At 57.4% G+C, this 19233-nt stretch carries 22 protein-coding genes; 8 read left to right on the forward strand and 14 right to left on the reverse strand.

The window, feature by feature from the left end:
• Positions 1-140: 140 nt before the first annotated feature.
• A complete protein-coding gene (gene tyrS, locus PI739_RS21695; RefSeq protein WP_044309503.1) occupies positions 141-1352 on the reverse strand; it encodes a tyrosine--tRNA ligase in 1212 nt (403 codons plus the stop codon).
• Positions 1353-1553: 201 nt separating this feature from the next.
• On the opposite strand from tyrS, the gene PI739_RS21700 reads away from it, so the two are divergent.
• Together PI739_RS21700 and PI739_RS21705 are read left to right on the forward strand one after the other, a co-directional pair.
• Positions 1554-2978 (forward strand): peptidoglycan DD-metalloendopeptidase family protein, encoded by a 1425-nt coding sequence (locus PI739_RS21700; RefSeq protein ID WP_003433174.1) that lies wholly within the window; start codon positions 1554-1556, stop codon positions 2976-2978.
• Between the two features lie 3 nt (positions 2979-2981).
• On the forward strand, positions 2982-4076 hold the full coding sequence (locus PI739_RS21705) for an anhydro-N-acetylmuramic acid kinase (RefSeq protein ID WP_032609444.1): 1095 nt from the start codon (positions 2982-2984) through the stop codon (positions 4074-4076).
• Between the two features lie 62 nt (positions 4077-4138).
• On the opposite strand, the gene erpA is transcribed toward PI739_RS21705, so the two are convergent.
• Positions 4139-4489: an iron-sulfur cluster insertion protein ErpA gene (erpA, locus tag PI739_RS21710; protein WP_002551953.1), complete on the reverse strand. Its 351-nt coding sequence runs from the start codon at positions 4487-4489 to the stop codon at positions 4139-4141.
• 99 nt (positions 4490-4588) lie between these two features.
• Positions 4589-5623 carry an N-acetyl-gamma-glutamyl-phosphate reductase gene (argC, locus tag PI739_RS21715; protein ID WP_054081672.1) on the reverse strand — a complete coding sequence of 345 codons (1035 nt, stop codon included), beginning with the start codon at positions 5621-5623 and terminating at the stop codon, positions 4589-4591.
• A gap of 133 nt (positions 5624-5756) precedes the next feature.
• On the opposite strand from argC, the gene hemJ reads away from it, so the two are divergent.
• The 5 genes from hemJ (at position 5757) to coq7 (ending at position 9243) form a co-directional block, all read left to right on the forward strand.
• Positions 5757-6185 (forward strand): protoporphyrinogen oxidase HemJ, encoded by a 429-nt coding sequence (hemJ, locus tag PI739_RS21720; protein WP_003316309.1) that lies wholly within the window; start codon positions 5757-5759, stop codon positions 6183-6185.
• Between the two features lie 98 nt (positions 6186-6283).
• Positions 6284-7198 carry a DUF805 domain-containing protein gene (locus PI739_RS21725; RefSeq protein WP_054081673.1) on the forward strand — a complete coding sequence of 305 codons (915 nt, stop codon included), beginning with the start codon at positions 6284-6286 and terminating at the stop codon, positions 7196-7198.
• Positions 7199-7255: 57 nt separating this feature from the next.
• Positions 7256-8032: an SDR family NAD(P)-dependent oxidoreductase gene (locus tag PI739_RS21730; RefSeq protein ID WP_003372679.1), complete on the forward strand. Its 777-nt coding sequence runs from the start codon at positions 7256-7258 to the stop codon at positions 8030-8032.
• Between the two features lie 103 nt (positions 8033-8135).
• Positions 8136-8474, forward strand: a complete 339-nt coding sequence (locus PI739_RS21735; protein ID WP_271352180.1) for a histidine triad nucleotide-binding protein — start codon at positions 8136-8138, stop codon at positions 8472-8474.
• A gap of 121 nt (positions 8475-8595) precedes the next feature.
• On the forward strand, positions 8596-9243 hold the full coding sequence (coq7, locus tag PI739_RS21740; protein WP_003433185.1) for a 2-polyprenyl-3-methyl-6-methoxy-1,4-benzoquinone monooxygenase: 648 nt from the start codon (positions 8596-8598) through the stop codon (positions 9241-9243).
• Between the two features lie 69 nt (positions 9244-9312).
• On the opposite strand, the gene speD is transcribed toward coq7, so the two are convergent.
• Entirely contained in the window at positions 9313-10107 is a 795-nt protein-coding gene (gene speD / locus PI739_RS21745) for an adenosylmethionine decarboxylase (protein WP_003316303.1), read from the reverse strand.
• Positions 10108-10349: 242 nt separating this feature from the next.
• Positions 10350-10772, reverse strand: a complete 423-nt coding sequence (locus PI739_RS21750; RefSeq protein ID WP_003372688.1) for an OsmC family protein — start codon at positions 10770-10772, stop codon at positions 10350-10352.
• 202 nt (positions 10773-10974) lie between these two features.
• Between PI739_RS21750 and crp the strand changes: the two genes are divergently transcribed.
• Positions 10975-11619, forward strand: a complete 645-nt coding sequence (gene crp, locus PI739_RS21755) for a cAMP-activated global transcriptional regulator CRP (protein WP_003433187.1) — start codon at positions 10975-10977, stop codon at positions 11617-11619.
• Positions 11620-11630: 11 nt separating this feature from the next.
• Here crp and PI739_RS21760 read toward each other — a convergent pair whose 3' ends face one another.
• The 9 genes from PI739_RS21760 to PI739_RS21800 all read right to left on the reverse strand — a co-directional run bounded on the left by PI739_RS21760 (position 11631) and on the right by PI739_RS21800 (position 19227).
• On the reverse strand, positions 11631-12326 hold the full coding sequence (locus PI739_RS21760; RefSeq protein ID WP_054081674.1) for a lipoate--protein ligase family protein: 696 nt from the start codon (positions 12324-12326) through the stop codon (positions 11631-11633).
• A 34-nt stretch (positions 12327-12360) separates the two neighbouring features.
• A complete protein-coding gene (trpC, locus tag PI739_RS21765) occupies positions 12361-13197 on the reverse strand; it encodes an indole-3-glycerol phosphate synthase TrpC (RefSeq protein WP_054081675.1) in 837 nt (278 codons plus the stop codon).
• The gene (gene trpD / locus PI739_RS21770) at positions 13194-14243 is read right to left on the reverse strand and encodes an anthranilate phosphoribosyltransferase (RefSeq protein ID WP_003372695.1); all 1050 of its coding nucleotides are present in this window, start codon (positions 14241-14243) and stop codon (positions 13194-13196) included. Before trpD ends, trpC begins: the two co-directional genes overlap by 4 nt.
• 21 nt (positions 14244-14264) lie before the next feature.
• Positions 14265-14864, reverse strand: a complete 600-nt coding sequence (locus tag PI739_RS21775) for an aminodeoxychorismate/anthranilate synthase component II (RefSeq protein ID WP_054081676.1) — start codon at positions 14862-14864, stop codon at positions 14265-14267.
• Positions 14865-15273: 409 nt separating this feature from the next.
• Positions 15274-15786 carry a lysis system spanin subunit gene (locus PI739_RS21780; protein WP_003372700.1) on the reverse strand — a complete coding sequence of 171 codons (513 nt, stop codon included), beginning with the start codon at positions 15784-15786 and terminating at the stop codon, positions 15274-15276.
• Positions 15783-16328 (reverse strand): glycoside hydrolase family 19 protein, encoded by a 546-nt coding sequence (locus tag PI739_RS21785; protein ID WP_054081677.1) that lies wholly within the window; start codon positions 16326-16328, stop codon positions 15783-15785. The genes PI739_RS21780 and PI739_RS21785 overlap by 4 nt, the downstream gene beginning before the upstream one ends.
• 242 nt (positions 16329-16570) lie before the next feature.
• Positions 16571-17068, reverse strand: coding sequence for a tail fiber assembly protein (locus PI739_RS21790; RefSeq protein WP_003372704.1), 498 nt, complete (start codon positions 17066-17068; stop codon positions 16571-16573).
• 275 nt (positions 17069-17343) lie between these two features.
• Positions 17344-18405: a tail fiber assembly protein gene (locus tag PI739_RS21795; protein WP_003372707.1), complete on the reverse strand. Its 1062-nt coding sequence runs from the start codon at positions 18403-18405 to the stop codon at positions 17344-17346.
• A gap of 255 nt (positions 18406-18660) precedes the next feature.
• Positions 18661-19227, reverse strand: coding sequence for a tail fiber assembly protein (locus PI739_RS21800; protein WP_054081678.1), 567 nt, complete (start codon positions 19225-19227; stop codon positions 18661-18663).
• Positions 19228-19233 lie beyond the last annotated feature (6 nt).

The following is a 19233-nucleotide window of genomic DNA, read 5'->3' on the forward strand; positions in this document are numbered from 1 at the left end:
CGATCAATCCAGACCCGACCTACTTCCTCGCTGACTCTTCACTCCAAAACCTTGCAAACTATTGATCCACAAGGCTTTTTCGTTTCCGTCTGCGCCGGAAGTGGGGCGAATTATAGACACCTCACAGAGGGCGTCAACCGTTATTTTGAACTTTCTTCGGAAACCAGCGTAACGCGTCCGAAAGCCTTCTTGCCGGCCTGACAAACATGGGTAGCCCCCAGCTTGAATACAAAGCTGCGATCCACGACCTCACCATCTATACGTACACCACCGGAAGCCAGCAGATCACGAGCGACTGCTGCGTTCTTTACCAGGCCTGCTTTATTAAGGACCGCAGAGATCGGCATGTCCTCGGCAGCAGCCACCGATATCTCAGGCAGATCATCCGGCAGCTCGCCTTCCTTCATACGGTTGCCCGCAGAACGATGCGCATTGGCCGCAGCTTCCTCGCCATGAAAACGAGCGACCAGCTCTTCGGCCAGCTTGATCTTGATATCGCGAGGGTTTGCACCCGCTTCGCAATCAGCCTTCAAGCTATTGATCTCTTCCATCGAGCGGAAGCTCAGCAGCTCAAAGTAGCGCCACATCAGGGAATCAGGAATCGACACGAGCTTGCTGTACATAATGCCCGGTGCTTCTTGAATGCCGACGTAGTTGCCCAGCGACTTGGACATCTTCTTCACGCCATCCAAGCCTTCCAACAGCGGCATGGTCAGGATGCATTGCGGCTCCTGCCCATAAGCGCGCTGAAGCTCGCGCCCCATCAGCAGATTGAATTTCTGATCGGTGCCACCCAACTCTACGTCGGCCTTCAAGGCCACGGAGTCATAGCCCTGCACCAGCGGGTATAGGAATTCGTGAATGGCTATGGACTGATTGCTTTTATAGCGCTTGTCGAAATCGTCGCGCTCAAGCATCCGTGCGACCGTGTACTGCGAAGACAAGCGAATGAAGTCAGCCGGACTCAGCTGGTCCATCCAGGTCGAGTTGAACGCGACTTCGGTTTTGGCCGGATCGAGAATCTTGAAGACCTGAGACTTGTAGGTTTCGGCATAGTCGAGAACCTGCTCCCGGGTGAGCGGCGGACGCGTAGCGCTTTTACCGCTCGGGTCGCCGATCATGCCGGTGAAATCACCGATCAGGAAGATGATCTGATGCCCCAGATCCTGGAACTGCCGCAGCTTGTTAATAAGCACAGTATGTCCAAGGTGCAGATCGGGTGCCGTCGGATCAAAACCAGCCTTGATACGCAGTGGCTGGCCACGCTTCAGCTTCTCGACCAGCTCGGCCTCGACCAGGAGTTCATCTGCACCGCGCTTTATCAGCGCCAGCTGCTCTTCAACCGACTTCATTTCAGTCCCCAATTCAAAGGGAACCAACCTTACAAGATCAGAGCCCAATTACAAGTTTTGCCCAGCGTTTGCCTGCAAATCAGTCACTGATACGCGGGAAGGGTTGCTTCGAGCAGGTTTTGGTTATATTTTATACAGTTATTTCATCTTCATCATGTCATTCATCTTTTCCATTTCACCTTTTTCAAAGTCAAATTACCTATGAAAGACACACCGCCTAAAGCGCCCCCGCTTTATCCGAAGAGTCACCTGCTCGCTGCAAGCGGCATTGCCGCATTGTTGAGCCTGGCTCTCCTGGTTTTTCCATCCAGCGAAGTCGAAGCCAAACGAACGAACATTCCCCTCGATCTGGAAGCACCGGATCAGGACGTACAAGATCAAGACGCTCAACAAGCCACTCAAGCCACACCTGAAACCACCGAATCGCCATTTGCCCAGATCGACACTGCCGACGATCAGGCTCAAGACACCGCCAACGCACAGCCTCAGGCAGAGAAACCCGCGCCAGCCGCTGCGAAGGATTCTGCGCACAAGGAAGTCACCGTCAGCAAAGGCGACACGCTGTCGACCCTGTTTGAAAAGGTCGGATTGCCCGCCGCCACTGTTCACGAAGTACTGGCCAGCGACAAGCAGGCCAAGCAGTTCAGCAAGCTGCAGAACGGACAGACGCTGCAGTTCGAGCTGACGCCGGATGGCCAGCTCAAGCAATTGCACACAAAACTCAGCGAAGTCGAGTCCATCAGCCTGTCGAAGACGGCAACGGGCTACGCGTTCAATCGCGAAATCAGCAAGCCCAACGTGCGTAACGTCTACGTCCACGGGGTGATCAACAGCTCCCTGTCGCAGTCCGCGCAACGTGCCGGCCTGACTCATAGCATGACGATGGACATGGCCAACATCTTCGGCTACGACATCGACTTCGCGCAGGACATCCGCAAGGGTGATGAATTCGATGTGGTATACGAACAGAAAGTGGTCAACGGCAAGAGCGTAGGTACGGGGAATATCCTGTCCGCCCGCTTCACTAACCGGGGCAAGACCTACACCGCCGTTCGTTACACTAATAAGCAAGGTAATACCAATTACTACACGGCTGATGGCAACAGCATGCGCAAGGCCTTCATCCGTACCCCGGTAGACTTCGCCCGCATCAGCTCAATGTTCTCGATGGGCCGCAAGCACCCGATCCTCAACAAGATCCGCGCCCATAAAGGCGTCGATTACGCAGCGCCACGCGGTACGCCGATCAAGGCAACCGGCGATGGCAAGGTGCTGCTCGCCGGCCGCCGTGGCGGATACGGCAATACCGTTATCATTCAGCACGGTGACACCTACCGCACGCTGTACGGCCACATGCAGGGCTTCGCCAAAGGCATACAGACCGGCGGCACTGTCAAGCAAGGTCAGGTTATCGGCTATATTGGAACTACCGGCCTGTCCACAGGCCCGCACTTGCACTATGAGTTTCAGGTCAATGGCGTTCACGTAGATCCACTGGGCCAGAAGCTCCCAATGGCGGACCCGATCGCCAAATCCGAAAAACAGCGGTTCATGCAGCAAAGCCAGCCGTTGATGGCACGCATGGACCAGGAAAAAGCCACCACGCTGGCCTCGAATAAAAGGTAATCCATGGACTTCTTCTATATAGGTGTGATGTCCGGCAGCAGTCTCGATGGGATTGATATCGCCCTTTTGAAGCAGGATGACCGATCAAGGCTTCTGGCCACTCACTACATCCCCATGCCGGAAGACCTGCATGCCGAGCTGCTGGGGCTTTGCTCCAGCGGCGCTGATGAGCTTGCGCGTGCTGCAATTGCAGAGCAAAAGTGGTGCAGGCTGGTCGCACAGGGCGTGCATACCTTGCTGAAAGATCAAAACATGGTGCCCGCTCAGATTCGCGCCATCGGCAGCCACGGCCAGACTATTCGTCATGAGCCCGCGCGCGGCTACAGCATTCAGATCGGCAACCCTGCGCTGCTGGCAGAGCTGACTGAAATTACCGTGGTCAGCGACTTCCGCCGCCGCGATATCGCAGCAGGCGGCCAGGGCGCCCCTCTGGTACCGGCTTTCCACGAAGCGCTGTTCGACGACAACAAGGATCATCGCGCCGTATTGAACATCGGCGGGTTCAGTAACCTGAGCCTGATCGAGTCCGATCGCCCGGTCGAAGGCTTCGACTGCGGACCCGGTAACGTCCTGCTCGATGCGTGGATACAATCACAGCGCCACGAGAGCTACGATAAGGATGGCGCATGGTCGGCGAGCGGCAAGGTAGATTCTGCGCTGCTCAAGAAACTGCTCAGCGATCAGTTTTTCCTGACCAAAGGTCCCAAGAGTACAGGCCGGGAAGTATTCAACCTGGGCTGGGTTCACCACCATTTGTTCCAGTTGCCAACCCTGGCGCCCGAGGATGTGCAGGCCACTCTGCTGGAACTGACGGCGTTGACGATCACCGAATCCCTGCAATCGGCGCAAGCGATTACCCGGGAGCTTCTGGTCTGTGGGGGCGGTGCGCATAACAAGGCGCTGATGAAACGCCTCGCAGAACTGCTGCCCGGCACCGAGGTCAGCAGTACCGAGAAGTTCGGCGTAGACCCTGACTGGGTTGAGGCGATGGCGTTTGCCTGGCTGGCTCATTGTTGCCTCGAAGGCGTTCCGGCCAACCGTCCGACGGTGACCGGCGCCAAAGGCAGACGCGTTCTGGGCGCCATCTACCCCGCCTGACGCGATGCCACAATGCAAAACGCCGCTCAATGAGCGGCGTTTTTGTTTACAGCAAGCTTCAATCAGATCGAAAACGAAGAGCCACAACCACAGGTCGTGGAGGCATTCGGGTTCTTGATCACGAAGCGCGACCCTTCAAGCCCTTCCTGATAATCGACTTCTGCGCCGGCCAGGTACTGAAAGCTCATTGGATCGACAACCAGGCTTACGCCCTCGCGCTCGACGATGGTGTCATCGTCTGCCACATCTTCATCGAAAGTAAAACCGTACTGAAAACCTGAGCAACCGCCACCTGTAACGAATACACGCAGTTTGAGACGATCATTGCCCTCTTCGTCGACCAGGGTTTTCACCTTGTGCGCTGCATTTGGAGTGAACTCCAAAGCGGTAGGCGTGAAGGATTCGACACTCATGTCAGATATCTCCCGGCGTTAGCCGTCGTAATGCGTAATGACGGCATTATCCGCTTCTCCTAGAAAATCGGTCAACTATTTGCTGGACGGCGGCAGTCCTTACGGCATCATGCCCGCATGAGACAACCCGGCGCGCTCATCAAGGCCGAACAGGATGTTCATGTTCTGCACTGCCTGACCGGACGCACCTTTGACCAGGTTATCGATCACCGAAAGCACGACGACCAGATCGCCGCCCTGCGGACGATGCACCGCGATGCGGCACACGTTGGCGCCACGCACACTGCGGGTTTCGGGATGACTGCCTGCTGGCATCACATCCACGAATGGCTCATCGGCGTAGCGCTTCTCGAACAATGCCTGCAGGTCCACCGAGCGATCAGTGACCGTTGCATAGAGCGTTGAGTGAATGCCGCGAATCATCGGCACCAGATGTGGCACGAACGTCAGGCCGATATCCCCACCCGCTGCGCGACGCAGCCCCTGGGTAATTTCAGGCAGGTGACGGTGGCCCTTCACAGCGTAGGCCTTGAAGCTTTCATTGGCTTCCGAGTACAGCGAACCAATGTTCAGACCACGTCCAGCGCCGCTCACGCCGGATTTGCAGTCGGCAATCAGACGAGTGTTATCGGCAATACCGGCTTCAAGCAGCGGCAGGAAACCCAACTGGGTAGCGGTCGGATAGCAACCCGGTACGGCGATGAGTCGCGCGCTCCTGATCTGTTCGCGATTGACTTCCGGCAGCCCGTACACCGCGTCTTCCAACAGTTGCGGAGCACCATGAGGCTGGCCGTACCACTTGGCCCACTCGACCGGGTCCTGCAGACGGAAGTCGGCAGACAGGTCGATCACCTTGGTGCCTGCCGCGAGCAGTTCACCGGCCAGGGCATGAGCGACACCGTGGGGCGTGGCGAAGAACACAACGTCACAGGCACCCAGGGTTTTCACGTCAGGCACGCTGAACGCAAGGCCGTCATAGTGCCCGCGCAGGTTTGGATACATCTCGGCGACTGGCATGCCGGCCTCCGAGCGCGAGGTAATGACCACTACTTCTGCCTGCGGATGCTGTGCCAACAGACGCAGCAGCTCGACCCCGGTGTAACCCGTGCCGCCGACGATACCGACCTTGACCATAACCTGCCCTCAACGAAACAACTGGAAAGCGGTCGATAATAGGAGCCTATCGCCTCTGCGACAACCGACAACGTGACGTATGGGCGCACAAGACACTACTATTCGGCCACCGTGAACCTGGGAATAATCAAAAATGCTCTATCTATGGATAAAGGCGCTTCATGTCATTTCAATGGTCTGCTGGTTTGCAGCCCTGTTCTATCTGCCAAGACTATTCGTCTATCACTCGATGAGTGAGGACACAGTCAGCCGCGAGCGTTTCATCGTCATGGAGCGCAAGCTGTACCGTGGCATCATGACCCCGGCAATGATCGCAACCCTGGTCTTCGGCGGCTGGCTGATCAGCTTCGACCCCAGCGGTTATTTCAGTCAGGGCTGGATGCACGCCAAGCTCGCACTGGTTGTCCTGCTGATCGGCTATCACCACGTCTGCGGCGCACAGATGAAACGCTTTGCCCGTGGTGAAAATGGCCGCAGCCATGTGTTTTATCGCTGGTTCAATGAAATCCCGGTACTGATTCTGATCGCCATCGTCATTCTGGTTATCGTCAAACCCTTCTGATTCCAGGAGTCACCCGGCCTCATCAGTAACGCGACAGGGCGCCCTGTCTCAGACAGGCGCCCGGCATTGTTTTCCATTTAAAGACAAGGAAGCCCCGTATGGCCGATTCACACTTCAAGATCGTATTTGAAGGGCAGGTGCGTGAAGGCGTCGAGCTCGACACCGCAAAGGCCAACCTGGCGGGGCTGTTCAAAAGCGAACCGTCTGCAGTGCAGAAACTGTTCAGTGGTCAACCCGTTGCGCTCAAGCGCGGGCTTGCTTACGAGGACGCGGAACGCTACCTGAAGGCGCTGAACGATGCGGGCGTCGAAGCGCGTATCGAACCCGACATTGAAATCAGCCTGAGTCTGGATGAAGTGGTCAGCCAGCCCTCCCCCAAATCCGCACATCTGGACATATCACCCTACGCACCGCCCAAGGCACAGGTTGGCGCTGATCAGCCCGGCCATTCGACGCTGAAGGTGCTGAGTATCAACGGGCGTATAGGGCGCTTGCGCTATCTGGCGTGGAGCATGGTCTTGAGCGCCGCGACGCTGGTGCTGGTAGGTGTGTGCCTGCTGGTCATGAACGGTTCGCTGGTCGCCGGTGGCCTGCTGATGGCGGTGGTGCTCGTCGTGTTCGCGGTCATCGGCGCACAGATCGGCGTTCAGCGGCTGCACGATCTGGGTTGGTCAGGCTGGCTTCTGCTGCTGACCATGGTGCCGTTCGTAGGCAGCGTCTTCCCGTTCCTGATGATCCTGCTGCCCGGAACAAAAGGTCCCAACGCTTTCGGCCCACCGCCGCCACCGAACTCCAGAGGTGTGAAGACCCTGGCGATTCTGTGGGTGTTACTCATCCCCATAGTCGTGATGGTGCTCACCGCTGGCGGCGCAGGCATGCTGCGCGATGAGCTGGAATTGCAGACCGATGAATACGAGCAATCCCTCCCCTATGACGACGAAGAAAGCCGTGACAGTGCCTTGACCGCGCCAGCGGATGTCAACATAGAGCCCGAAGAACAAAGCGACAAGTAATAGACTGCCCCACGGTTCGGCAGACTGCCGGTCGCAACACGCTCAATGGAGAACTGCATGACCCGTTACGCCCTGATCACCGGCGCGTCCAGCGGCATAGGCCTGGCGATGGCCGAAGCGCTGGCACGTCGCGGTCGCAACCTGATCCTGGTCGCCCGCCAGCGCGACCTGCTGGAAACAATTGCACTGGAGTTGACTCAGCGTTTTGGCGTGGAAGTGCTGTTTCGAGCATGCGATCTGGGCGAGCCACTGAGGCTCTCGGGCTTTCTGCTGGAGCTGGAAGACGGTGCCCACCAGATCGATCTGCTGGTCAACGCTGCCGGCATCGGCACATGCGGACCTTTTCTGGCTCAGGACTGGAGTGCCGAGCAGGACCTGATCGATCTGAACATCCTGGCCCTGACGCGCCTGTGCCACACGGTCGGCAACCTGATGGCCATTCAGGGCGGCGGCCAGATACTCAACATCGCCTCGGTGGCGGCGTTTCAGCCTGGGCCATGGATGAGCACTTACTACGCGAGCAAGGCGTATGTGCTGCATTTTTCCGAAGGGCTGCGCGAGGAAGTGAAGAAGGCCGGGGTGAAGGTATCGGTGCTGTGCCCCGGTCCGACCAGGACGGCTTTTTTTCGCACCGCACAGTTGCAGGTCAATGTGGATAACCTGATGAGCCCGGAAGAAGTGGCGCTGTATACCGTTCGCGCGCTGGCAAAAAACCGTGCGGTGATCACGCCCGGCTTCGGTAACCGGTTGTGGACGCTCGGCCCGCGCCTGGTTTCACGCTGGCTGGCTCGCCAGATCAGCGGCTATATCAACAAGAAATACTGCCCGCGCTGAGCGACAAACGGCTGGGCGAGCCGCGTCCCGCTCAGTACACTCGGACGCGCTGAAGCACAGCGACACCCTGTGACGACCATCAACCGACAAGGAGCAAACGGCTGTGGACACTTTGTTTACCAAGATCATCAATCGGGAAATCCCGGCGAAGATCATCTATGAGGATGATCAGGTACTGGCCTTTCACGACATCGCCCCAAAGGCACCCGTGCATTTTCTGGTTATCCCGAAAAAGCCTATCCGCACCCTGAACGATCTGACCGAGGAAGACAAAGGCCTGGCCGGGCATATTCTGTTCACGGCGCAGCGTCTGGCCCTCGAACTGGGCTGCGAAGAAGGCTTCCGCGTGGTGATGAACTGCAATGAGCTGGGCGGGCAGACCGTCTACCACATTCACATGCACGTACTCGGTCAGCGTCAGATGAACTGGCCACCGGGCTGAGCCAGCGTTTTCGGGCTTTCCGGCCGACCAGCGCGTGGGATCAGCGCTGGTCGGACCACACAAGCCCTGCCCGCTCCGGCCGATTGGGGTAAACTGCCCGCATGATCTTCCGGAGGTGCCCATGGCTACCGAACGTCAATACTCCCCCCTCGACCGTCTGTTACTGCAAGCCGACAGCGCGATGCGCACCTTGCTGCCGTCCAGCGCGCACTCGCAGCGCCCTTCCCCTGCCGTCGTTCAGCCCGAACACAAGATGAGCGAAGTCGATACGCGCCACGTCGCGGGTCTGATGCGCATCAACCATACCGGCGAAGTCTGCGCCCAGGCGCTTTATCAGGGCCAGGCGCTGACGGCAAAGCTGCCCAAGGTGCGCAAGGCGATGGAGCATGCGGCTGAAGAAGAAATCGATCATCTGGTCTGGTGCGAACAGCGCATCCATCAGCTTGGCAGCCATACCAGTGTGCTGAACCCGCTGTTCTACAGCCTGTCCTTCGGGATGGGCGCAATAGCCGGTGTTATCAGCGACCGGGTCAGCCTGGGTTTTGTCGCGGCGACTGAAGATCAGGTCTGCAAGCACCTGGCTGAACATCTGGAGCAACTGCCGACCGAGGACGGAAAGTCCCGGGCTATTCTGCAACAGATGCTCAGCGATGAAGAACACCACGCTGAATCCGCACTGGAAGCAGGCGGTTTTCGTTTCCCGGCACCGGTCAAGTTCGGCATGAGTGTGCTGGCCAAGGTCATGACCAAGTCGACTTATCGCATCTGACGAGGCGTATACAACGCCCATAAAAAAGGCGCCTGAATCAGGCGCCTTTTTAATGTCCGGAATCCGGGCTTATACGGCGACGTTGCGGCCGTAGAAGATTTCCAGCATTTCGTGTTTGACCTTGGCGGTCACTTGCTCGCGCTGCTCGGGAGACAAGTTGCTGGTGGCGTCGCCAAACAGGTAGTTGTCCAGTTCGAACTGCTTGAGCAGCATCTTGGTGTGAAACAGGTTTTCCTGATACACGTTCACGTCGGTCATCTGGTAACCGTTGCGCGTGTCTTCGGAGAGGTAGTTCTGGATCGAGTTGATCTCGTGGTCGATGAAGTGCTTCTTGCCTTCCACGTCACGGGTAAAGCCGCGCACGCGATAGTCGACCGTCACGATATCCGACTCGAATTTATGGATCAGGTAGTTCAACGCCTTGAGCGGTGAAATAACGCCACAGGTCGACACATCGATATCCACGCGGAACGTGGCAATACCGTCAACCGGGTGGATTTCCGGGTAGGTGTGGACCGTGATATGGCTCTTGTCCAGGTGCGCCAGGATGGTTTCCGGCAGTGGACCTGGCGACTCTTCGATCTGGCTTTCGGTAGGCGTCACCGGCTGCTCAGAGATCAGAATGGTCACACTGGCACCTTGTGGATCGTAATCCTGACGCGCAATGTTCAGGATGTTGGCACCAATGATATCGACAACATCAGTCAGAATCCGCGTCAGGCGTTCTGCGTCGTACACACTGTTGATGTACTCGACATACGCCTGCTGGTCCTGCGGGGTTTCCGCATAGCAGATGTCATAAATGTTGAAGCTCAAGGTCTTTGTCAGGTTATTGAACCCGTGGAGCTTGAGTTTGCTTTTCACCGTTAAAAACTCTCTATATGGGTGCGGCGCCAGCCGCGTGATCAAGCATGCCCGTCAGGTGAGCCCGGCTCATCTGCGTAGGACGGTTAACACCTCTTCGCGTTGGCGATTTTGGTTGTCTGTTCGGACCGGCAGCAGAAAACCAATACATGCTGCGCCCGTAAAAAGTGGCGCATTATGCAGACGTCCGAAGCCGTCTGCCAGAGTGTGCGCCGTTTTTATGATCGTTGGATGTCTGGCGTTCAGCCCAGTTCGACAATTTCATAATCGTGAGTGATCTTCACACCCGCGTTGCCGAGCATGATCGAGGCAGAGCAATACTTCTCTGCGGACAGTTCGATCGCGCGCTTGACCTGCGCTTCTTTCAACCCGCGCCCTTTGACGACAAAGTGCAGGTGGATTTTGGTGAACACTTTCGGGTCTTCATCCGCACGCTCGGCATCCAGAAACGCCTCGCAGCTTTCGACGGGTTGGCGCGACTTCTTCAAAATGCTCACAACATCGAAGTTGCTGCAGCCACCCAGACCGATCAAGACCATTTCCATCGGGCGTACACCCAGGTTGCGACCGCCGCTTTCCGGCGGACCATCCATTACCACCACATGACCGCTGCCGGATTCGCCGAGGAACATGGCTTCGCCAGCCCATTGGATGCGTGCCTTCATCGCCAAGACTCCACTGTAAAAAAAGGGGTCGCCAGCTTAGCACAGGGCCAAAAGCTGCCCGGAAGAAATGCTTTTTGTAGGAAACGCGTAGGAATGTTCGCAAATAGCTTCCTACACGTCTGGAAAAGCTGGCGAGAATAAAGGCGCAGCCGATACCTATAGGTATGCCATTTGGCCATACACCTTATTTCGGAAGTCTCGCATGGTCGCAATAACTTTTACGCCCAAAGCAAACAGTCTGGACAAGCTGCTGCCCCATGCAGAACGCCGCCGCTGCCCCGCGAAAACCAACATCATCAATGCCGGTGAGCGCTCCGAGTCGTTGTTTCTGATCCTCAAGGGTTCAGTCACGGTTCTGATCGAGGATGACGAGCGCCGGGAGATGATCGTCGCCTACCTCAACAGCGGGGATTTCTTCGGCGAACTGGGCCTGTTCGAGCAACCCGGCAAGGAATCCGTACGCAGCGCCTGGGTGCGGGCCAAGACAGAGTGCGAAGTGGCCGAGATTTCATATGACACGTTCCGCGAGCTGACCAGGCAAGAGCCGGAAATTCTGTATGCGCTCGGCAGCCAGATGGCCGAGCGCCTACGCAACACAACGCGCAAGGTGGGTGATCTGGCGTTTCTCGATGTCACCGGGCGAGTGGCTCGCACGTTGCTCGAGCTGTGCAAGCAGCCGGATGCAATGACTCACCCGGACGGCATGCAAATCAAGATTACCCGACAGGAAATCGGACGCATCGTCGGCTGTTCGAGGGAAATGGTCGGACGTGTGCTCAAGGCCCTTGAAGAACAGCGCTTGGTCAACGTCAAAGGAAAGACCATGGTGGTCTACGGGACACGCTGAGCCCTTGCTATTCAGAGCCCGGCGAGCAGTTTCCGGTAAGCCTGCGCCAGACGCTCCAGGACATCAGCGCCCGGAAACGCTTCGTACAAGGCGATGTGGCTTTCGGCCTGAACACGCGGCTCGAGCTCGCACAGCTCATTGAAGCGGTTTACCGCAGCGGCCATCTGGACGCGCTCGTTATCCAGCAACAGCGCACCATGCGCCAGCACTACAGGACGCGTTCCGCCCTGGCTCTGACGCCAGCGCTGAGCCGTTCCAACCATCTTGCGACCATCGAGATTGACGTTGAAGCGGCCATCGCAGAATGCGCCTGCCACCTCACCCAGTGAAGCCTTGCCGCCAAGCTCGGTCAACAGATCGAGAATCGGCTGACACAATCGCAGGTAGGCGGTTTCTATGCGGTCACGATCGACATCAGTGTGCGGCTGCGCATAGACCAGCGCGATGTTCAGCGTGGCAGAGGACTGTGGCACTGGCTCGCCGCCGGTTTCACGCAAGAGGACGGGCCATGCATTGTCCGACAGGGTCTCGCTGGCCTCGGCAAAACCCGGTAACCGGCTCATCCGCCGTGGCATGACCAGCGCTCGATCATTGGGCCGCCAGAACAGCAGCCCGTGATCTGCCGCCCCGGAGCATACCGAGGCGAGAAGATCCTGCTCGGCCTGCAGGCCTTGTTCGACACAAATGTCGATGATCGCGTCTTGCATGCCGGACCTCGGGAGGGTGTTCAGCTCAATGCGCTCAGTCGATGGACGAAGCGCTTACCGCGATTTTGCGCTCAGGGAAGAACAACCGCTGCAGCTCGGCGCCAGGGTGTTCGGCACGCATGAAGGCCTCCCCCACCAGAAACGAATAGACATCGCTGATTTCCATCAGCTCGACATCCGCACGATTGAGAATGCCGCTTTCGGTGACGACCAGGCGATCACGCGGAATACGCGGCAGCAAGTCCAGCGTGGTTTCCAGGCTCACTTCAAACGTGTGAAGGTTGCGATTGTTGATGCCCACCAGCGGTGTATCGAGCGTCTTGAGTGCACGGTCCAGCTCGTTGCCGTCGTGCACCTCGACCAGCACATCCAGCTCCAAGCTTTTGGCAACGGCAGCCAGTTCAGACAGTTGCGCGTCATCCAGTGCCGACACGATCAGCAGAATGCAGTCAGCGCCCAAAGCACGTGCTTCGACCACCTGATAAGGGTCGATCATGAAATCCTTGCGGATCACCGGCAGGTTGCACGCTGCACGGGCCTCCTGCAAATAGGCATCGGCACCCTGAAAGAAGTCCACGTCGGTGAGCACTGACAGACAGGTCGCGCCACCGGCCTGATAACTTCTGGCGATCTCGCCCGGCAGGAAGTGTTCGCGGATGACGCCCTTGCTTGGCGAGGCCTTCTTGATCTCGGCGATAACGGCAGGCTGCTTTGCCTTGGCCTGAGTGATCAATGCCTTGGCAAAGCCACGTGGCGCGTCGGCCCGGGCTGCCTGTTGTTCAAGCTCGGCCAGGCTCACAATCGCACGACGAGCCGCGACTTCCTCGGCCTTTCGGGCGAGGATCTTTTCCAGTACGGTTGGCACACTCATGCTTCGTTCTCCTGCTTGAATACCGCCGTGAAGGCACCCAGCTCTTCCAGTTTTTCCCGCGCCAGGCCAGTGTGCAGCGCATCGTGTGCCAGGGCCACGCCCTCTTTCAGGCTGGTGGCGTGATCTGCAGCATAAAGCGCGGCGCCGGCATTGAGCACGATCATTTCCGCAGCTTTCTGACCGTTCTCGGTCTTGCGACGTCCCAGCGCATCGCGAATCAGCTCCAGCGAAGCCGCCGGGCTTTCCACGGCAAGGCCGTACAGGCTCTGGCTTTTGATGCCGAGGTCTTCGGGCTGTACCCAGTATTCAGTGACTTCGCCGTTTTTCAGCTCGGCCACGAAGGTCGGTGCCGCCAGACTGAATTCATCCAGGCCGTCCTGCGAATGGACCACCAGCACATGCTTGCTGCCCAGACGCAGCAGCACCTCGGCCAGCGGGCGGCACAGCGCCTGGTTGAACACGCCGACGATCTGATGACGAACACCCGCCGGATTGGTCAGCGGGCCAAGCATATTGAACAGTGTGCGCAGGCCCAGCTCGCGGCGCGGCCCGGCCGTGTGCTTCATGGCCGTGTGATGAGACTGGGCGAACATGAAGCCGATACCCACGCTGTCGATGCAACGCGCCACCTGAACAGGCGTGAGGTTCAGATAAACCCCGGCAGCCTCGAGCAGATCGGCACTGCCGCTTTTGCCCGAGACAGCACGATTACCGTGCTTGGCCACTGTGCAACCGGCGGCTGCGATGACGAAGGCTGAAGCCGTCGACACGTTGAAGATGTTCGCGCCGTCGCCGCCCGTCCCCACGATGTCTACCACGCCGTCCAGGGTTTTCAGTTCGACCTTGCCGGCCAGCTCGCGCATCACCGAAACCGCACCAACGATTTCATCGATGGTTTCGCTCTTCATGCGCATGCCCATCAGAAACGCACCGATCTGCGCTTCAGTGCATTGGCCGGTCATGATTTCGCGCATGACATCGCTCATCTCTTCAGTGGTCAGGTCCAGTTGGTTGACCACGCGATTCAGCGCGCTTTTGATATTCATGGGGGTACTCATAAAAAATCCTTAGCCCTGACGATGGCCGCCACTCTGCTTGAGAAAATTGGCGAACAGCTCGTGGCCCTGCTCGGTCAGGATCGACTCGGGGTGAAACTGCACCCCTTCGATGTTCAGTGTCTTGTGACGCAGGCCCATGATCTCATCGACCGAACCGTCTTCCAGCGCGGTCCAGGCCGTCACTTCCAGGCAGTCGGGGAGCGTATCCTGCTTGACCACCAGCGAGTGGTAGCGGGTGACCACCAGCGGATGATTCAAACCATCGAACACCCCGCCATCTTCGTGAATGACCGGGCTGGTTTTGCCATGCATGACCTGACGCGCACGAACCACGTCGCCGCCAAAGGCCTGACCGATGGACTGATGCCCCAGGCACACGCCCAGAATCGGCAGCTTGCCCGCGAAGTGCTTGATCACATCCAGCGAGACGCCGGCTTCATTGGGCGTGCACGGGCCAGGCGAGACCACGATGTGCTCCGGGTTCAGGGCTTCGATCTCGGCGATGCTCAGTTCGTCATTGCGAATGACTTTGACGTCTGCCCCCAGCTCACCAAAGTACTGCACGACGTTGTAGGTAAACGAATCGTAGTTATCGATCATCAGCAGCATTTTGCTATCAACCTTTTGATTTACTGACTTGATTCAGGCCTTCCGGATTCTGCTTCACTCATGCATCCCCTCGTCAGCCATAAGGCCGGGGGACGGAGAAAAACATCACAAAATCGAAGGCATACAGGTACGGGACCGGCAGGGCCGGCAAGGAAATAGTCAGGCGCGCCAACGCCAACGGGCGTGAGCCTTGATAACGCGCATCAAAAGCTTGCTGACTGTCGTCACGGAAGGGGTCTCATCGGTACGTTTCAGGACATTAGCGTACCGAATCGGCCGGTGCAATATGAATGTACCGGGCTGCGCCGATTGAAAAGCGGTTAAAGGCTGAAAAGAGGGCCGCGCCTCCTTGCGGAGGCGGGATTGAGGCAGGGGCACGATGGCCGAGGGTGGGGAGCCGAGAGGAACATCAGTGCGCAATCTCGCGCACGTAGGCTTGGCAGGCCTTCAAAGCGATCAATCCCTGATCGCCGTAGTCGGTGATGGCGACAATTCGTCCAGCAGCCGCTGGGTCAAGTTCGCCTCGCGAGCTTCCATGAACCACGCCGCCGGTATCGGTGCCGGCTGGCATGCCATCACGGTTGGCGGGGCTGTTGGCGAGGAGGACTGACAACCGCAAATCAGCGGTAGCCAGGCGATCACGCAAACGAGCCTGAGCAGTCTGTGCATCGCTCAACTCCTTGTGGATGGTTGTATCGTTGGTGTGCAAACGGACTTCCAGCGCCCGTCGTTGTGCCTGCTCGGCGTTCTGCCAGTCGACGAGCGCGAGCGCCGCCTGCTCGCGCTCGCGCTGCCACGTCAGCTGTTGCGCGGACAGTTGCAGGCCATAGCGTGCCGCCTGCCATTTCCAGGCGGCCCATGTACCCAGCCCTGACCCCAGCACGAATGCGAGGATCAGGAATCGCATATCCAGCACTTTCACGGCAGCACCTCCAATGCCCGCTGGTAAAGCGTCTGCCGATCCGCCAGGCCGTTGGTACCTCCGTTGATGCGGCGGGTGATCATCAGAAAATCACCCTTGTCTGCCAGCGCATTGAGGTTGGCCCGGTCCCAGAACCATGCCGCCGACATGGCGGCGTGGTCGGGTTGTTCGAGCAGTTGTGGCTGGGCAAGCAAGTCCAGCCCCAGCGCCTCCCCGCACGCCTCATAGTTGGCCCGCCCCGTCACCTGAATCAGCCCACGGCCCCGATACAACTGACCGTCGCCATCTGCCTCTGGCGTATTGCCCAAACGCAGCGCCAACTGGCCCGTGTCGTACTTGGCCAGATAGCTGTCGCTACCCAGCTCGCGCACATAACGAAGCTGCCCGGATTCATGCCCGATCTGAGCGATGAACGCGGCGATACGCAGCCGAGTGTCGATGGCGTAACGGGCCATGGCGGTGTTGAGAGCAGGAACGAAAACGCCGGCTTTAGGGCCGGCGTTGGGGAGGATTTGCAGTAGTTGTTGCTGGTTGATAGGCATGGTTACTCCTGCCTTGCTTATGACGCTCGTCAGTGTCCCCAATCGACGTAGCTCTCGTGACTCAAAAGCGACGCGCATTAGGGGTAACAAACGCCCCATCATTGCGAGGCGTCGTTACCTAAGTCGTTAACAGCAGTCATGTCAGCAGGTCGCGGCGATATCGAAAGCATAAACAGTAACGCCAGCTTCAGAGCCGGCGTCGGGTGCAATTCGTTTTCGCCCTCGCCCTGCCAAATGGCCAACTACTCAGAAGGTGGCACATACACAAAAGGCTGCGCAGGCGCCACTGGCCAGTCGAACTTCCTTGGATAACCTGGCAATGTATCAATCAGGGAAAGCCGCACGCGATAAAGACGGAACGCGTACAGCTCAGCGTTGATTGCTGGCACGGATTTCAATTGCTCTTCGGTCGCCAGATTCATTGCTATGGCATCCTGAAGAATATCCAGTTCGTCCAGCAACGAGTGGATTCGATAGGTAGCGTTACTTGACAAGTTATTTCGCTGACTCGTCACCTGCTGCAAGACCGCCTCCTCGGTCGGCTCGAGAACCGGGCCGAACTCACCGGCGAGGGCACGGTTAAACAGATCGACTCCATGAGCAGCGGAGTCGTTAGGAGACGCACTAAAAGGCACCTCGCCGTAAGTGTCTTTAAACTCTGCAAACAACACCCATAGATTAATGTATGTGTGTGTCATATCGGACCAACGTGGATCACGAGCGCTTATTACTGTGTACATAGGAATACCTTTGATTTTCTAGTGAGAGAGTGTGGGTTTATGAATGATTGACGCTTGCGGGCGTCGGCGAACCTCCTGTTTCGTTTGATGACAGGAACTAAAACACCGGCGGTGGGGCCGGCGTCAGGGAGCATGTTCAGTCGTTGTTGCTGGTTGACAGGAATTGATACTTCTCTGGGCTTGCGGGACGAGCCCAGCCCATGAGTCGATAAGGCTCTCCTGTTCAAAAGCGGGATTAAATGGCGAATAAAACAACGCCCCCTCAGAGCGGGGCGTCAGGACTTGGGCAGTTCGTCTGCACTTACGCCTCTAACCGGTGCCAGCTGTTCAGTAGCCTTTACATATACAAATGGCGACGCTGGCGGAACGGGCCACACGAACGATTCTGGGAAGCCTGGCTGTGCATCGAGTTGGGCGAGTTGCACCCGGTAGAGCCAATACGCGTTGAGCTCTGCTTGTAGCGCAGGCATGGTTTTCAGTTGGGCTTCAATGGCACTTTGCACGGTGCCAAGCCTGCTGATCAACGAATCGATTTTCGCAGTGGCCATGGCCGAGTATCCGTTGCGCTGATTTATAGCGTCGCCCGTGTCCACTTCGGTGATCGGCTCGAGAATCACGCCAAACTCGCCGTTAAAGGCTCGATTGAAAAGCTCTCTGGCTTGCGGTTTCAGGGAGTTGGCAGCAACAGTCACGGCCTCCTCACCCTTGGTATCTTTGGTCTTTTCAAAGACGACCAAAAGCACGATAGCTGTATGCGCTTGATCGACCCAACGAGGGTTGCGAATGCTGTTCATGAACCACGGCAGCTCGTCTTCACTCACGCCTGTAGGAGGTGCCGGCACAACCGGTGGCTCCACGTAAACAAATGGCGTTGCTGGCGGAACGGGCCATACGAAGGAAATAGGAAAGCCCGTAAGCTGTTCGAGATTGGAGAGCTGGGCTCGGTACAGCGAGTAAGCATCAAGCTCGGCTTGCAGCGCAGGCTGGGATTTGATTTGAGCGTCCGTGGCCGACCCCGATGCGATGGCGTTTTGCACGATGGCCAGTTGAAAATCCAGCTCGTTGATTTTTTTGGTCGCACTGTCTAGGTAGACGCTGCGCTCCGAGTTGACGTTCATCAGAATCATCAGCTCGCTTGGCTCAAGAATCTCACCAAACTCACCGGCGATTGCCCGGTTGAAAAATGCTACGTATTGCGGATCCGGATGATTGGCAGAGACCGATATAGCGTCCTGACGATCCATATAGCCGGGTTCAGTAATAATCACCCAGAGCGTCATGGAAGTATGGGCCAGGTCAGCCCATTGCGGGTTACGGGAGACGGGTACTATGTTCATGATTAATCCTTCATATTATGTATTAAGAGAGTGCTGTTATTACGGGATGGGGATTTATGTGCACACCAGACGCCTCCGCCGATAACGCCTGAATTAACGATGCGGAAGGTCAGTGCTGTGTGTCGTTATGAATCACGTTTTATTAACGACTCAGCACCTTTTGTCTGCAGAGTCCGTGAGTATTTGGCACGTGCCTAAAAACGCACGCAACGGTCTCGAAAAGCGGGCAAAAAAAAACCGCTCTCGCGGTCATGTTTACAGGGCAGTTGTATCGGAGGGTGGTGAAGGCCATTTGACTTGGAGGGGGTAATCCGGGGTTTGCTCGATTCGGTTCAGCTCTACGCTATAGCGTTTCCATTCGAGCAAACTTGCCTTCTCCGCCTCGGTGGCATCTCCCAGTTCTTCGGCGTACTGCAACGGGGCGATACGTGTAGCTGCTTCCTGCAAACGCTGGTCACGAACCAGCAGAGCGGCGGAAGCCAGAGCGGTCTTCTGCGCTTCGGTATCAAGAACCCATTCACCCTCTCGCCAAACGTAATACTTGCCGGGCCATTGTTTGGCGGTAAGCCGTTCAGGCGGCAGACCGAGGCTGCTCCACTCCTCTACCGAGCCGTCGTTTATTCGATACATCAAGCCACGGCGATCTATGACCTGCTGCAGCTCACCGTTTATCAGTGTCCAGGCAAATCCTGTTTTCGGTTCGCTGAGCAATTCGGTCATGCTTACAGCATTGCTGGGCGTTTGCTCGCCCAGTCCAGGAACAACCGGTAATTCAACAGGCCCTATCAAGGCCCCAGAGTCATCTATCAAGTAAGTAGGCATAACGTC

Source organism: Pseudomonas cerasi (assembly GCF_027983475.1).
Classification (GTDB): Bacteria; Pseudomonadota; Gammaproteobacteria; order Pseudomonadales; family Pseudomonadaceae; genus Aquipseudomonas; species Aquipseudomonas cerasi.